This window comes from Xanthobacter wiegelii (assembly GCF_043193855.2).
In the GTDB taxonomy this organism is placed as follows: Bacteria; Pseudomonadota; Alphaproteobacteria; order Rhizobiales; family Xanthobacteraceae; genus Xanthobacter; species Xanthobacter flavus_A.
On record NZ_CM195529.1, the window covers coordinates 2412269 to 2426272 of the forward strand.

The 14004-nt window shown below is 68.7% G+C and carries 13 protein-coding genes; 7 read left to right on the forward strand and 6 right to left on the reverse strand.

The window, feature by feature from the left end:
• Positions 1-3 precede the first annotated feature (3 nt).
• The 5 genes from V5F63_RS11050 to V5F63_RS11070 are packed head-to-tail and all read right to left on the reverse strand — an operon-like array spanning position 4 to position 3921.
• Positions 4-723 carry a (5-formylfuran-3-yl)methyl phosphate synthase gene (locus V5F63_RS11050; protein WP_394101802.1) on the reverse strand — a complete coding sequence of 240 codons (720 nt, stop codon included), beginning with the start codon at positions 721-723 and terminating at the stop codon, positions 4-6.
• A complete protein-coding gene (locus V5F63_RS11055; protein WP_394101803.1) occupies positions 720-1289 on the reverse strand; it encodes a DUF447 domain-containing protein in 570 nt (189 codons plus the stop codon). The genes V5F63_RS11050 and V5F63_RS11055 overlap by 4 nt, the downstream gene beginning before the upstream one ends.
• Complete coding sequence (locus tag V5F63_RS11060; protein ID WP_394101804.1) at positions 1286-2707, reverse strand: DUF6513 domain-containing protein; 1422 nt, start codon at positions 2705-2707, stop codon at positions 1286-1288. Before V5F63_RS11060 ends, V5F63_RS11055 begins: the two co-directional genes overlap by 4 nt.
• A gap of 3 nt (positions 2708-2710) precedes the next feature.
• On the reverse strand, positions 2711-3289 hold the full coding sequence (locus tag V5F63_RS11065; RefSeq protein WP_209489082.1) for a flavoprotein: 579 nt from the start codon (positions 3287-3289) through the stop codon (positions 2711-2713).
• The gene (locus V5F63_RS11070) at positions 3286-3921 is read right to left on the reverse strand and encodes an amino acid kinase family protein (RefSeq protein WP_209489083.1); all 636 of its coding nucleotides are present in this window, start codon (positions 3919-3921) and stop codon (positions 3286-3288) included. Before V5F63_RS11070 ends, V5F63_RS11065 begins: the two co-directional genes overlap by 4 nt.
• A 212-nt stretch (positions 3922-4133) precedes the next feature.
• Here V5F63_RS11070 and V5F63_RS11075 point away from each other — a divergent pair, with 212 nt between their 5' ends.
• The 4 genes from V5F63_RS11075 (at position 4134) to mgtA (ending at position 9623) form a co-directional block, all read left to right on the forward strand.
• Complete coding sequence (locus tag V5F63_RS11075) at positions 4134-4526, forward strand: c-type cytochrome (protein WP_209489084.1); 393 nt, start codon at positions 4134-4136, stop codon at positions 4524-4526.
• Between the two features lie 269 nt (positions 4527-4795).
• Positions 4796-5521: a 16S rRNA (uracil(1498)-N(3))-methyltransferase gene (locus V5F63_RS11080; protein WP_394101805.1), complete on the forward strand. Its 726-nt coding sequence runs from the start codon at positions 4796-4798 to the stop codon at positions 5519-5521.
• 252 nt (positions 5522-5773) lie between these two features.
• Complete coding sequence (locus V5F63_RS11085) at positions 5774-6895, forward strand: carboxylate-amine ligase (protein ID WP_394028644.1); 1122 nt, start codon at positions 5774-5776, stop codon at positions 6893-6895.
• Positions 6896-7007: 112 nt separating this feature from the next.
• A complete protein-coding gene (gene mgtA / locus V5F63_RS11090; protein ID WP_394101806.1) occupies positions 7008-9623 on the forward strand; it encodes a magnesium-translocating P-type ATPase in 2616 nt (871 codons plus the stop codon).
• A gap of 55 nt (positions 9624-9678) precedes the next feature.
• On the opposite strand, the gene V5F63_RS11095 is transcribed toward mgtA, so the two are convergent.
• On the reverse strand, positions 9679-10527 hold the full coding sequence (locus tag V5F63_RS11095; RefSeq protein ID WP_394101807.1) for a fumarylacetoacetate hydrolase family protein: 849 nt from the start codon (positions 10525-10527) through the stop codon (positions 9679-9681).
• A gap of 552 nt (positions 10528-11079) precedes the next feature.
• Between V5F63_RS11095 and V5F63_RS11100 the strand changes: the two genes are divergently transcribed.
• The 3 genes from V5F63_RS11100 to V5F63_RS11110 are packed head-to-tail and all read left to right on the forward strand — an operon-like array spanning position 11080 to position 13999.
• A complete protein-coding gene (locus tag V5F63_RS11100; RefSeq protein ID WP_209489088.1) occupies positions 11080-11934 on the forward strand; it encodes a UDP-2,3-diacylglucosamine diphosphatase in 855 nt (284 codons plus the stop codon).
• Entirely contained in the window at positions 11934-13001 is a 1068-nt protein-coding gene (locus tag V5F63_RS11105; RefSeq protein WP_209489089.1) for a glycosyltransferase family 4 protein, read from the forward strand. Before V5F63_RS11100 ends, V5F63_RS11105 begins: the two co-directional genes overlap by 1 nt.
• Positions 12998-13999: a threonine ammonia-lyase gene (locus V5F63_RS11110; protein WP_209489090.1), complete on the forward strand. Its 1002-nt coding sequence runs from the start codon at positions 12998-13000 to the stop codon at positions 13997-13999. Before V5F63_RS11105 ends, V5F63_RS11110 begins: the two co-directional genes overlap by 4 nt.
• Positions 14000-14004: the final 5 nt, after the last annotated feature.

Below are 14004 nucleotides of genomic sequence, written 5' to 3' on the forward strand. Positions count from 1 at the left end.
GCCTCAGGCGAGGATGCGCCCCCCCAGAGTATCGCGCACGGCGGCCAGACGGAGCGGATCGAGCGCGCTCGTCCGCCCCTCGGCGCACAGCGCACCGCGGAAGCCGAGATAGTGCGGCCGGAGCGCCGCCAGCGGGGCGATATCGGCGACCTTCAGCGAGCCCGCGAGGCCGGTGATGAGCCTTTCGGCCCGCGCGGTCGCGACGAAACGGGCCAGGGTCTCCACGCCCATGTGAGCGAGAAGCCCACCGGCTGCTTTGTCCGCCGTGTCCAGCATCACCCCATGGAAGCCGGCGGCGGCGAACTGTGGCACCACGGCGAAGTCGGGGGCCTGATCGGCGAAGAGGACGGCGATCAGGCGCGTCTCGCGGGCGAGGGGGCGAAGGGCGTCGAGCACCGGCGGCAGGCGGGCGCCATCGCCGAAGGTGAAGCCGATCTTCACCAGCGGCACGCCGGTTGCGGCGGTGCGCTCGGCGGCGGCGCGCAGAAGGTCCGGGTCGAGCGGGTGGTCGCCGACCGTGGCACTGAGGCTGCCGGGCGCGCCGGCCGCGCGCCACAGGGCCACCGCCTCGCTCAGCGCGTCCGGCGCCCATGCGCCCAGCGCGCCCTCGGCGGGGTTCTTGAGATCCACGATATCGACGCCCGCGCTCAAGGCCACGCGCATCTCGTCGAGGGTCGCCACGGAAGCCAGAAGGCCCGGACGGGTCGGAACGTGCGCCGTCATGAGGCGGCCCGCGCGCGGTGATCGGCGATGGTCTCGCACAGCCAGTCCCACGCCTCGCGCTCGGCCGGGCCAGCGGTCTTGTCGATGGCGATGGAGAGGTAGTTCATCTCCCGGTCCACGCGGTCCGGGTCCATCATGTGCAGGCGCGAGACAAGGATGGCGCCTTCCAGCACCGCCGCCACGGCCCGGTTCAGGCCGAGGAAGGACGAATGGGTCTCGCGGTGTATGGTGCGGCAGAAGAAGCGCGGGCGGGTGGGGTCGTCCTCCATGCGCACCACTTCCACCTCGTCATGGGCGAGGCAGTCGGCAAGGCGCGCAGCGCCGGGGATGCGGGTGGCGGGAACGGTGGGCCAGGAGCGGTGCCGGCCGGTGATGCAGCCTGCGAAGATGCGTGCGTCGTCGGAGAAGTTCACCACGCAGCTCTTCGCCGCCGCCAGATTGTCCAGCGTGCGGGAGGGGCGGAAGGGCTGGAGCAGATAGCCGCCTTCCACCACGCTCGCGCCCATGGGGGCGATGTGCGCCTCCCCGGCGGGCGAGACGGTGGTGACGATGGTCTCCCGGATCACGCGCTGTCGCCTTTCTTCTTTGCGGCAGAAAGCGTCGAGCCCGCTTCCTTGAATGTCAACCGATGGGCCTCCTCGGCGCTGCCGCCGGTCTCTCCCGCGACGCCCCATTTCAGCGGCTCGTCCTGCGCATAGCGCTTGCCGAGGTGGTGGGCGATCTCCGCCCGCGCCGTCTCCACGCCGAGATAGAAGGCGTGCGCGCCGTCGTCCTCCACCTTGAGATGGGGGAAGAGGGCGAAGGGGTCCGCCGCCACATGGTGGCCGTCGCGGTTGTAGACGTGGATGCCCTCTTGCGTCACCTCGATGCGGAAGTTGCGGTCGGCCACCGTCGAGGCGAGCCGCGCAACCTCCTCCGGCGTGGTGGAAAAGGGGCGCCGGTCGCGCAGCGCCATCAGCCCGCCGCCGAAGCCCTGGGGCAGGGCGCCCGCCTCCCGCGCGGCGTAATATTCCCGTCGCGCGCGATCGAACTCGCGCACCGCCGTGCGGCAATGGGGGCTGACCTGCACCGCGAGCACGGCATTGAGCCGCAGCTCGGAGATGATGCCCATCAGCAGCGCGTTCATGCCGGTGGTGTCGGCGTCCGTCAGCTCGGTGACATTGCCGATGCCCATCAGGATGGGGATATCCGGCTTCAGTCGCCGCAGCTCCGCATAGCGCACCAGCGATGCCGTGAAGCCCAGATGGATGGGATCGAGGATCGGATCGGCGAGGAAGGGCCGGCCCGCCTGCTCGCACGCCTCGATGGCGCGGATGAGTGAGGCGAGATCGCCGGCCTGCGCCGGCACCAGCACGGGGACGGCCGGGCCTTCGTCGGCGATGGAAAGGTTGGTCTCGTTGAGGCTGAGGAGATAGTCCGCACCCGCGCGTGTGCCGCGACGCAGTTCCTCCGGGTCGAAGCTGTCCACGCTCACCTTGAAGCCCTCCGCCTTGAGGGCGGCAATGGCGTCTTCAAGATGCGGGAAGGGCTGGTCCGGCAGGGCGCCGAGGTCGATCACATCCGCGCCCTCGCCCCTCAGGAAGCGGGCGCGTTCCAGCAGTTGGGGAATGGTGAGGCGGGTCGCGTCCACGATCTCGGCGAACAGCATCACGTCGTGGCGGTCCAGGGGCACGTTGCGGCCCTTGCCCCGGCCGAAATAGGCGGGGAGATCCGCCGCCTCGTCAGGCCCGCGCTCGAACGGGAGCCCGAAGCGGGCGGCGAGGCGTGCAAGGTCGCCGCGGAAGCGGCCGGGCATCAGCACCTTGTCCGTGCCCTCGGGAAGCTTGAGGCGCCGCTCCACGATCTCCGCCGTCATCAGCGCCGCGACCTTGACGCCGATGTTCACCACCACCGGCTCCAGCGTCCCGTCCGCCAGTTCCTCGGCGATGCGGCGGATGCGGGGCTCGGCCAGCGAGCCGGTGACAAGGGCGACGCGCTCGGCCATGGCTCAGGCCGAGACGGGGGACAGGGCGGCCAGCTCGGCGCGGCGGCGGGCAATGGCGAGACGCAGCTCCTCCAGCGTCTCGGCCACCACGGTATCGTCGAAGGTCTTGAGCTTCGCGGTGTTCTCGAGATCGATGCGGCGCGGATAGACCGGCACGGGGCCTTCCGGCGCCATGGTGATCATCTCCGGCTGGCTGTCGCAGGCGAACACGATGCAGGCCACCCGGCACTTGCCGGCCTGGGCGAAGCAATTGGTGACGAGCGTATCCGAAATGCCGTGCACCGCCTTCGCCACGGTGTTGGATGAGGCGGGCGAGACGACGAGGGTGTGATACTCGCCGTGATAGAAGCGGCCGACGGAGGCGGAGGAGGCCGAATTGTCGCGGAACACCTGCGTCTGGGCGGGCAGAGGTTCCTTGTCCTGCTTGTACATGCGCAGCACTTCGTCCGCCGCGTCCGAGATGAACAGGTCCACGTCCTGAAGCTCGCGGATGATCTCGATGCTCTCGGTGAAATAGTGCCCCGAGCCGGTGAGGGCCCAGGCCCAGCGGGGCGGCTTCTTGCTGGAACGGGTCTCGCTCATGATCGGCGTCGGCCTTCTTGGTTTTCCTCGATGCCCTGCGGTGGGGGCGGTTCGAGCACCCGGTCCAGCAGCGCCCCGTCGTCTGCGGGGATGAGGACAATATCGCCAGAATAGCCCAGTGCCATGGTCGCAAAAGCCGCATCCACGAGCCCCTGCCTCGACCAGGCCGCAAGGTCACGGGCGCGGTCTGTGCTCGTCGGCACGGCGACGCCCGGTGCTTTGACCAGAACAAGGCGCTCGGCGGCAAGGCGGGCCGCGAGCCACAATGCCAGGCTGTCGGAGGTCACGTCCCAGCCTTGTGGGATGTCCGGCGCATCGAGGGTCATGGCGGCGGGCAGCCAGAGGGCAGTGCCGCCGCCGGCTGACGTTAGGTCGGCCAAGGTCCGCACGGGGAACAGCGCGGGCGCGATGTCGAGGAAGGCGTGGCCCATCTGCTCCATGGCGAGAATCGCCATGCGATGGGCTGCCCCATCGGAAAGGGCCATCTGCGGCTGCATCACGCGGACCTGATCGGCCAGTGCCCCGCCGCCCGGCACCAGAACCACCCCCGGCCGGCCGCACATGCGTTCGAGCAGGCGGCGGGGCGGCCCCGTCCGCGTCAGGCTTCCGCCGATCTTCACGACAATGGTCACGCTGGAGCCCACATGGCGGGAGGTCTCAAGGTCGCATCGAAGGCCGGGTTGGAAACATGCTAAGGAACCCGACCCCTTCGCCGGGCCTTCAACGGGTGTCCTAGGCGGAGGCGTCTGCCCGGTAAAGCATCACAATCTGGCTTCCGCGATTTTGCAGGTGTGAGCATACGCCCTGCACGCGGCGGCCCGGCCGACAGAGAGGATATTGCTCAATGCGTCTTGTTCTGGCTTCTGCCCTTGTCCTCGCCGCCGCCACCGGCTCGGCCTATGCCGATCCCGACGTCGCCAAGGGCGAGACCGCTTTCAAGAAGTGCATGGCCTGCCATGCCATCGGCCCCGACGCCAAGGTGAAGGTCGGCCCGCCGCTCAACGGCATCGTCGGCGCCAAGTGGGCGCACTTCGAGGGTTATGCCTATTCCCAGGACATCAAGGACGGCGCCGCCGCCGGCAAGGTGTGGGACGCGGCGACGCTCGACGCCTACCTCACCAATCCCAAGGCTCTGGCCCCCAAGGGCAAGATGGCCTTCGCCGGAATCAAGAACGAGGACGAGCGCAAGGACCTGATCGCCTATCTCGCCCAGTTCAAGGCGGACGGTTCCAAGTAGGACGCTGGTCGTAAGCCCCGGTCAAAGGCCGCCGCGCATTTTCACAGGACCAGCGCCATCGCATCCTCCATTCGGGGGATGGAACTGCAGGTCAAGCTTGTTGATTATGCTGGTGCGCCGGTCAGGGCGTCGTCTCCCGAGGGGCGTTCGGGGGGTGAGACAGGCGGGGCCCTTCGGGTCTCCGCCTGTTTGCGTTGCGGGCGTGCTTTCGGCGCCTGGACTTGCAACCGGGGCCGAGCCGTGGTGTCCCTCCCGCGAGAGGAGCCGCCATGCCCGAGCACGATTTCCACGCCCAACGCCTGCATGTCGCCGCCGATCTCACGCCGGGCGCCGAGATCGTGCTGGAGCGGGAGGCGGCGCACTACGTCGCCAACGTCATCCGGCTCGGCGTCGGCGAGGACATCTTGCTGTTCAACGGCCGTCACGGCGAATGGCGGGCGACACGGATCGCGGGCGGCAAGCGTGAGGTGCGGCTCGAGGTCTTGCGCGGGACACGTCCCCAGCCGCCTGCGCCGACCCTGGAATACGCTTTCGCGCCCCTGAAGCATGCGCGGCTCGACTACATGGTCCAGAAGGCCGTGGAAATGGGGGCCGGCATCCTGAGCCCCGTCATCACCCGCTATACGCAGGTTGCGCGCGTGAACGGGGAGCGCATGGCGGCCAATGCCATCGAGGCCGCCGAACAGTGCGGCGTCCTGAGCCTTCCCCGCGTGGAGGAGCCGCGCGCGCTGGACGCATGGCTGGCGTCCCTCCCGGAGGATCGCCTGCTGGTCTTCTGCGACGAAGCGTCGGCGGTCGAGGACCCCATCGCCGCCCTCAGGCAGGCGCGCCCCGGGCCGGTCAGCGTTCTCATCGGGCCGGAAGGCGGGTTCAGCCCGGAGGAGCGCGCGCGTATCGCCCCCCGTGGGCTCACCCTCAGCCTCGGCCCGCGCATTCTGCGCGCCGACACCGCCGCCGTCGCGGCGCTGGCTCTGGTGAATGCCGCGCGGCCGTGAAGGGGCATTAAACGCCATTGGGGCGGTTTTGTTCCAGTTGGTTTCGATAAATCTATTCTTGCGAATCGCATGCAATGTACTTTCGCATTTGTCCATTTCGCGTGCGGTGCGGGAACATATTGAGCTTCCACGCGCATTGAGCGGCGAGATTCACTGCCCAAATTTGGACTGATTTCGCGTCAGTCTCCCGGAACTTCGCAATGGGATGAGCGTTACTGGCTCGCCGTAGCGTCAGGTTCTGTGGAGGGCTCCGTGTCGAACGATTACAGCTTTGGAATCGAGGAGGAGTTCTTCGTCGTCGACGCCCACACCAAGGCGGTGCAAAGGCGCATGCCGGCTGGGTTCTTCGATGAGCTGAAGGACCGGCTGGGCGAGTCCGTCTCCGTGGAAATGCTCCAGTCGCAGCTTGAGATCGCCACGCGGCCGACCACCGGCATCGGCAGCGCGCAGGATGAGATCCGCGGGCTGCGCCATGCGGTGTCGCAGGTCGCGGGGGAGCACGGGCTCGCCGTCATCGCCGCCGGGACCCATCCCACCGCCACCTGGGACGGCGTGCGCGCCACGCGGGCCAATCGCTACGACGGGGTGATGAACGACCTCAAGATGCTCGGCGAGCGCAACATGGTGTGCGGCCTGCACGTCCATGTGGAACTGCCCGACCCCGACCAGCGGGTGAATGTGATGCGCCGCATGGTGCCCTACATCCCCCATTTCATCGCGCTCTCCACCTCCTCGCCCTTCTGGGGTGCCAAGCAGACAGGCCTGATGGGCTACCGGCTCGCTGCCTATGACGAGCTGCCGCGCACCGGCCTGCCTGAGATGTTCGAGAACAGCGGCGACTACGAGCGCTATGTGGAGGCCATGGTCGCGGCGCGGGCCATCACCGACTCAAGCTATGTCTGGTGGGCCATCCGCCCCTCGCGCCAGCTGCCCACGCTCGAACTGCGCGCGCCGGACAGCTGCACCCGCTCGGGTGATACGGTGGCCATCGCTGCCCTCTATCGCGCGCTCGTGCGCTTCCTCGTGCGCAATCCCCATCACAATCGCGATGTGGGTCCGGTGGATCGGGCCATCGCAGACGAGAACAAGTGGCGCGCCCAGCGCTATGGCGTGCACGGGTCGTTCGTGGACCTCGCCCAGCGCCGCGCCGTGGCGGTGCGGGATGCGGTGGACGGGCTCGTCAATCTCGTGGCCTCGGACGCCGAGGCGCTGGGGTGCCTCGACGCGCTCCTGCGCGTGCGCACCATCGCCGAGGAGGGCACCAGCGCCGACGTGCAGCTCGCCGTCTTCCAGGAGGCCCAGCACCGCACCGGCAACCGTACCGAGGCTCTCGGCGCGGTGAAGAGCTGGCTCGCCACCACGACGGTGCAATGAGGCCGCTGCGAAAGGAACGATTTTCGCCGCCGTTCTTGATCGAGGCTGGTATCTGCCGGCCGACAATATGCTCTAGGCTCCCGGCCGCTTGAACAGGGTCGGAGGCCGCCCCGTGGAGATCGCCGGACAGCACTTCCCGGACGCGGCGCGTCGATCCGCCAACCCCACGGTCGCGGGCGACGCCGGTGCGGGGGCGTTCTGGACCGAACCGCATGAGCTGCTCTGCCAGCGCCTCGGCTGCGGCAGTGCGGGCCTCTCCTCCACGGGGGCCGCAGAGCGCCTCGACCGTTTCGGCCCCAACCTCGACAAGCCTCCCAGCCGCACCGGCCCCCTGCGCGCCTTGCTTCGGCGCCTGTTGGAGCCGCTGATGCTGATGCTCCTCCTCGCCGCCGGGGTCTCGGCGGCGACGGGAGATGCGGCGAGCGCGGTCATCATCGTCCTCGTCATCGTCGCCTCCATCGGCCTCGACACGGTTCAGGAGGCTCGGGCCTCCAAAGCCGCAGCGGCGTTGCGCGAGCAGGTGGCGCTCACCGCCGAGGTGTGCCGCGACGGCGTCTTCCGTACCCTCTCAACCGACCGGATCGTGCCCGGCGACGTCTTCCGCGTGCGCGCCGGCGACATCATCCCTGCCGATGCCGTCATCCTGTCCGCCGATGGCTTTTCCGCGAACGAGGCCGCACTCACGGGCGAGCCCTTCGCGGTGGAGAAGCGGCCCGGGGCCGTCTCGTCCACAGTGGCGGCGGAGGCGACGAACGCGCTGTTCAGGGGTGCCGTTGCGCAAAGCGGCGAGGCGGTGGCGCTCGCCGTGGCCACGGGCCGCGCCACCCTGTTCGGCGCCGCAGCCGCGCTGCTGGCCGAGGATGGCGGGCTTTCACCCTTCCAGCGCGATCTGCGCGCGCTCGGCTTCGTCATCGCCCGGGCGGCCGGCGTCCTGTCCGTGGCGGTGCTGGCCGTGAACCTCGTGCTGGGTCGGCCGCTGCTGGAATCGCTCATGTTCGCGGTGGCGCTGGCGGTGGGCCTCACGCCCGAGCTGCTGCCCATGATTACCACCGTGACCCTCTCGCGCGGCGCGGTGCGCATGGCCCAGCGCAAGGTGATCGTGAAGCGTCTCACCGCCATCCATGACCTCGGCGCCATGACGGTGCTCTGCACGGACAAGACCGGCACCCTCACCTCCGCCGAGATCGTGCTCGCGGCCAGCGAGGACGGGGGCGGGCAGGCGGCGCACCGGCCCGCCGAGCTTGCCGCGCTGTGCGCGGAGTTGGCCGGCGACCGCAGCTGGATGGATACGGCGCTCGCCGCCGCCGCGCCGGATGCGGACGACGGCTGGTCGGCGCCCTCCCGCCTCGGCTTCGGCTACGAGCGCCGCCGGGGCTCGGTGCTGGCGGAGCGCGCTGGGGACGGTGGCGCCGAGCGCCTCCTCGTCTGCAAGGGCGCGCCGGAAGCGGTGATGGACGTCTGCACCAGCCGGCGGGTCGGAGACGCCATAGCCGATCTCGATGCCGAGGCCCGCGCCGCTTTGGCCGCGCAGCTGAAGCGTCACGGGGAACAGGGACTTCGGGCGATTGCGGTGGCGACGCGCGCCGGCACCCCTGACGGCATGGCCCGGACCGGCAGCCTTGAGCCGGAGGACGAGTCCGGCCTCGTGCTGGAAGGCTTCTGCCTGTTCGAGGACCCGCCCAAGCCCACCGCTGCTCATGCACTCACACGGCTCGCGGCGGCGGGGGTCAAGGTGAAGGTGCTGTCGGGGGATGACCCCACGGTGGTCGCTCACGTCGCCCGGCAACTCGGCATCGATGCCGCCGACATGCTCTCCGGCGCCGAGGTCGCGCACCTGTCCGACGATGCGCTGCGGGTGCGCGTGCGCAGCGTCAACGTCTTCGGACGGATGACGCCGAACCAGAAGGTGCGGGTGGTGCGGGCCCTGATGGCCAACGGCGAGACCGTGGGCTTCCTCGGCGATGGTGTGAACGACGCGCCCGGCCTGAAGCTCGCGGACGTCGGCCTGTCGGTGGACGGGGCCACGGGCGTCGCCCGCGCCGCCGCCGACATGATCCTGCTCGCCCCCGACCTCGACGTGGTGGCGGACGGGGTGGAGGAGGGCCGGCGGACCTTCGCCAACATCCTGAAATATGTGCGGATGGGCGCCAGCTCCAACTTTGGCAACATGCTGTCCATGGCGGCGGCAAGCCTGTTCCTGCCGTTCCTGCCGCTGCTCGCCACCCAGATCCTGCTCAACAACCTGCTCTACGACCTCTCGGAGGTCGGCATCCCCTTCGACGCCGTGGACGAGGCGGATCTCGCGACGCCGCAGCAGTGGGATATGACGGGGCTGGTGCGCTTCGCGGCGGTGATGGGGCCGCTCTCCTCGCTGTTCGATTTCCTTACGTTCGGCGTGTTGCTGCTGGTCCTCGGGGCAGGGGTGGAGGCATTCCGCACAGCCTGGTTCCTGGAATCCATCGCCACACAGGTACTGGTGGTGTTCCTCATCCGCACCCGCCTGCCGCTTGGCGAGACACCGCCGGACCGGAGGCTTGTTCTTTCGGCCGTCGGCGCATTGGCCGTCGCGTTCGTGGTGCCCCTCAGCGGCCTCGGGGGGTGGTTCGGCTTCGTCCCGCTGCCGGCGACCACCCTTGGCGCGGTTGCCGGCATCACCCTCGTCTATCTCGCCTGCGCGCAACGGGTGAAGCGCTATGCCATGGGCGTTGCAACCGTCCATCGGACATGAAAACGGCCGCCGATGAAGCGGCGACCGTTAATTACATCGAAACGACGTGAAAAGTTCAGAGCTTGAACGGGACCACCGTCTGCTGCTGCTCGCCGAGGCCCTCGATGCCGACACGCATCACGTCGCCGGCCTTGAGGAAGCGCGGCGGCTTGAAGCCGAGGCCGACGCCGGGCGGGGTGCCGGTGGTGATGACGTCGCCGGGATCCAGCACCATGAACTGGCTGATGTAGTGCACCAGGAACGGGATCCGGAAGATCATGGTCTTCATGGAGCCGTTCTGCACGCGCTCGCCGTTCACTTCCAGCCACATGGCAAGCGTGGAGGTATCGGCGATCTCGTCGGTGGTGACGAGCCACGGACCGAGCGGCCCGAAGGTCTCGCAGCCCTTGCCTTTCATCCACTGGCCGGAGCGCTCGATCTGGAAATGACGCTCGGAGACATCGTTGCAGATGCAATAGCCGGCGACGTGATCGAGGGCGTCCTCCTCCTCCACGTAACGGGCGCGCTTGCCGATGACGAAGGCGAACTCCACCTCCCAGTCGAGCTTCAGGGAGCCCTTCGGGATCATCACGTCGTCATTCGGGCCGACGATGCAGTTCGGCGCCTTGTTGAAGAGCACCGGCTCCTCGGGGATGGGATTGTTGGTCTCGGCCGCGTGGTCCGCGAAATTGAGGCCGACCGCGACGAAATTGCCGGGGCGGGCGACGCAGGAGCCCAGGCGCGCCCCCTCGGGCGCGAGCGGCAGGGAGGCGGGATCGAGCGCGGCGATCTTCTTCAGGCTCTCGGGGGCGAGGGTTTCGCCGTTGAGATCCGCGATGACGCCGGACAGGTCTCGGACCTTGCCGGTTGAATCGATTAGACCCGGCTTCTCTTGTCCAAAATCGCCGAAGCGGACCAGCTTCATCGGGAAACTCCTGATCGAATTGTATGGCGTTGTTCTTGTGCGGGCGGCGCGTGGCGAACGCCGCTCCGTCCAGGGCGGCGCACGCTCGCGCGGACTTGGGCTCAGGTCAATGGCGCCGGCCACATTTTTCGCCGTCGGGGGATCGCGCGCCCGCGACAGCGATGCGGGGCCATCCAGCTGCGTCCACGGCCAATATGCCGCGGCCGGTGCCTCCTCGCAGGCGATGGCAGCCAGAGATGAAGCGGCGCGATTCGACAGGTTGCCGCCTCCGGAGGGGGCGGGAACGACTTGATCGCGTTCGGCCTTCGACTATTAGCCGTCTTCCCTGTGCGTGCGGGACCTGCATCTAATCTGTGCAAGACGTTTGATTGGGCAGGCGGCCTTCCAATTCAAGGGCCGGCGTCATAAAAGGGATACACGACTCCGGCTAAGTCCGGAGCGTGCAAGGCAAGCGTGCCGGACCCTGGGGAAGGCCATCCGGCAAGCCCGCCGGCGATCTCGAACGGGGCGCCACATCGGTGCCACGATGCCGCCTTAGCCGGTTGAGCCGTCATGGCTTCTCCGTCGGGCCGCGGGAAAGTGGAGGTATCGGGCGTGAGCGACAGTCCTGAAACGCGCCGCTTTCGCGCCCTTTTCATCTCGGACGTTCATCTCGGCACCAAGGGGTGCCAGGCCGAGCTGCTCCTCGACTTCCTCAAGTACAATGACGCAGATACCGTCTATCTCGTCGGCGACATCGTCGATGGCTGGCGGCTGAAGGCCAATTGGTACTGGCCGCAGAAGCACAACGACGTGGTGCAGAAGCTGCTGCGCAAGGGCCGCAAGGGCGCGCGCATGGTCTACCTGCCCGGCAACCACGACGAATTCCTGCGCGACTATTACGGCACCCACTTCGGCGGCATCGAGGTGGTGGAGACGGCCATCCACGAAGCGGCGGACGGCAAGCGCTACCTCGTGATCCATGGGGACGTTTTCGATCTGGTCGTGCGCCACGCCCGCTGGCTCGCCTTCCTCGGCGACTGGGCCTACACGGCCGCGCTCGGCATCAACACCTACCTGAACAAGGTTCGCCGTCGCCTCGGTCTCACCTATTGGTCGCTTAGCCAGTGGGCGAAGCTCAAGGTGAAGAATGCAGTGAATTACATCGGCAAGTTCGAGGAGGCGGTGGCCGAGGAGGCCAAGCGCCATCAGGTGGATGGCGTGATCTGCGGCCATATCCATCACGCCGTGATCCATGACCAGTTCGGCGTCCGCTACGTGAACTGCGGCGACTGGGTGGAGAGCTGCACCGCCGTCGCCGAGCATGAGGACGGACGCCTCGAGATCATCTCCTGGACTCGCAAGGTCGAGAAGAAGAGCCCGGCCCAGGAGGGCGAGGTGGTCGAGGGGGCGCGCGCGGCGGCCTGATGCGGGTTCTTGTCGCCACCGATGCGTGGCATCCCCAGATCAACGGCGTGGTGCGGTCCCTGGAGCATACCGCCCGCGAGGCCGAGGGCCTTGGCGCGGACATGCAGTTCCTGACCCCGCAGGGCTTCCGAACCGTTCCGCTTCCCACCTACAACGAGATCAGGCTCGCCCTCGCCACGCCGCGCATGATCATGCGGCGCATCGAGGCCCTGCAGCCGGACTTCGTGCACATCGCCACCGAGGGGCCGATCGGCATCCTGGTGCGCCGGGCCTGCATCGCTTCGCGCCGCACCTTCACCACCTCGTACCACACCAAGTTTCCGGAATATCTGGCCGCCCGCGCACCGGTGCCGGAGCGGCTGACCTATGCGTGGCTGCGCTCCTTCCACAATGCCGGCGGCGGTGTCATGGTGTCGACCGCCACGCTGGAGCGGGACCTTGAGGCGCGCGGGTTCAAGCGGCTGATGCGGTGGTCGCGTGGGGTGGATGCGGACATGTTCCGCCCGCGCCCCGAGGCCACGCTGAACCTGCCGCGCCCCGTCTATCTCTTCGTCGGCCGCGTGGCGGTGGAGAAGAACATCGAGGCGTTCCTCAATCTCGACCTGCCCGGCTCCAAGGTGGTCGTGGGCAATGGTCCGGCCCTCGCCAGCCTGAAAGAACGCTTTCCGGCCGTGCATTTCCTCGGTGCCAAGGAAGGCGAGGATCTGGCGCAGGTCTATGCCGCCTGCGACGTGTTCTGCTTTCCGAGCCGCACCGACACCTTCGGCATCGTTCTGCTGGAGGCGATGGCGAGCGGCCTGCCGGTGGCTGCCTATCCGGTGACCGGGCCGACGGACGTGCTGGCCGACGCCACCGAGCCCGTGGGGGTTCTCGACGAGGACCTGCGCACCGCCTGCCTGAAGGCGCTGGAGCTGTCGCCCGCTGCCGCCCGCCGCTTCGCGCTGCGCTACACATGGCGGGAGAGCGCCCGACAGTTCCTCGACAACGTGCTGATTGCCCACGATATCGGGCCCATTGCGCGGCGCTATCGCCTTCGGCGGCGGCGTCGGGTAGCTTCCGGCGCATGAGCGCCTCAGAGATTCAGCCCGCCCCGCTTCCCACTGCCGAAGATGTCGATGCAGCCGCCGCGCGGCTGCTCGGTTTCGCCGTGCGCACGCCGCTGGTGTTCTCTCCGGTGCTGAGCGAGCGCGCCGGCGCGGATGTCTTCCTGAAGCCCGAGACGTTGCAGCGCACGGGCTCTTTCAAGTTCCGCGGCGCCTTCAATCGCATGGTGCAGATCCCGGAAGAGGCGCGCGCCGCCGGCGTCGTCGCCTGCTCCTCCGGCAACCACGCGCAGGGCGTCGCCGCCGCGGCGAAGATCCTCGGCATGCCGGCCGTCATCGTCATGCCCCACGACGCCCCGGCGCTGAAGCGCGACCGCACCCGCGCGCTCGGCGCCGAGGTGGTCGGCTACGACCGGCGCACGGAAGATCGCGACGCCATCGCGCGCGCCATCGCCACCGAGCGCGGAGCCATCATGGTGCCGCCCTATGACGATCCCCACATCATCGCCGGGCAGGGCACGGTGGGTCTGGAGATCGTGCAGGATCTCGCCGCGCTCGGCCGCGTGCCGGACCTTGTGGCGGCCAACGCCTCCGGCGGCGGCCTCGTGGCCGGCATCGCGCTGGCCGTGAAGCGCGTCGCGCCGCAGGCGCGGGTGGTGGTCTGCGAGCCGGCCGGCTTCGACGACCACGCCCGCTCCTTCCGCTCCGGCGTGCGCGAGCGCAATGCCCAGCCGGACGGCTCGTTCTGCGACGCACTGCTGGCCCCGACGCCCGGCGCCATCACCTTCGAGATCACCCGCCGCATCGTCGGCGAGGCTGCGGCCGTAACCGACGCCGAGGTGGCGCGCGCGGTGGAATATGCCTTCCGCGAGCTGAAGCTCGTAGTGGAGCCGGGCGGCGCCGTGGCGCTGGCGAGCCTGCTGGAGGGGCGGCTCGGCGTTTCCGGCGGCACGGCGGTCATCGTGCTTTCCGGCGGCAATGTGGATGCGGAGACCTTCGCCCGCTGCCTCGCCGCCGCCTGACGCAT

Excerpts from the sequence above, each read along its gene's own strand:
- V5F63_RS11050 (WP_394101802.1), bottom strand. The coding sequence starts at position 723 with ATGACGGCGCACGTTCCGACCCGTCCGGGCCTTCTGGCTTCCGTGGCG.
- V5F63_RS11060 (WP_394101804.1), bottom strand. The coding sequence starts at position 2,707 with ATGGCCGAGCGCGTCGCCCTTGTCACCGGCTCGCTGGCCGAGCCCCGC.
- V5F63_RS11065 (WP_209489082.1), bottom strand. The coding sequence starts at position 3,289 with ATGAGCGAGACCCGTTCCAGCAAGAAGCCGCCCCGCTGGGCCTGGGCC.
- V5F63_RS11075 (WP_209489084.1), top strand. The coding sequence starts at position 4,134 with ATGCGTCTTGTTCTGGCTTCTGCCCTTGTCCTCGCCGCCGCCACCGGC.
- V5F63_RS11080 (WP_394101805.1), top strand. The coding sequence starts at position 4,796 with ATGCCCGAGCACGATTTCCACGCCCAACGCCTGCATGTCGCCGCCGAT.
- V5F63_RS11095 (WP_394101807.1), bottom strand. The coding sequence starts at position 10,527 with ATGAAGCTGGTCCGCTTCGGCGATTTTGGACAAGAGAAGCCGGGTCTA.
- V5F63_RS11100 (WP_209489088.1), top strand. The coding sequence starts at position 11,080 with ATGGCTTCTCCGTCGGGCCGCGGGAAAGTGGAGGTATCGGGCGTGAGC.
- V5F63_RS11105 (WP_209489089.1), top strand. The coding sequence starts at position 11,934 with ATGCGGGTTCTTGTCGCCACCGATGCGTGGCATCCCCAGATCAACGGC.
- V5F63_RS11110 (WP_209489090.1), top strand. The coding sequence starts at position 12,998 with ATGAGCGCCTCAGAGATTCAGCCCGCCCCGCTTCCCACTGCCGAAGAT.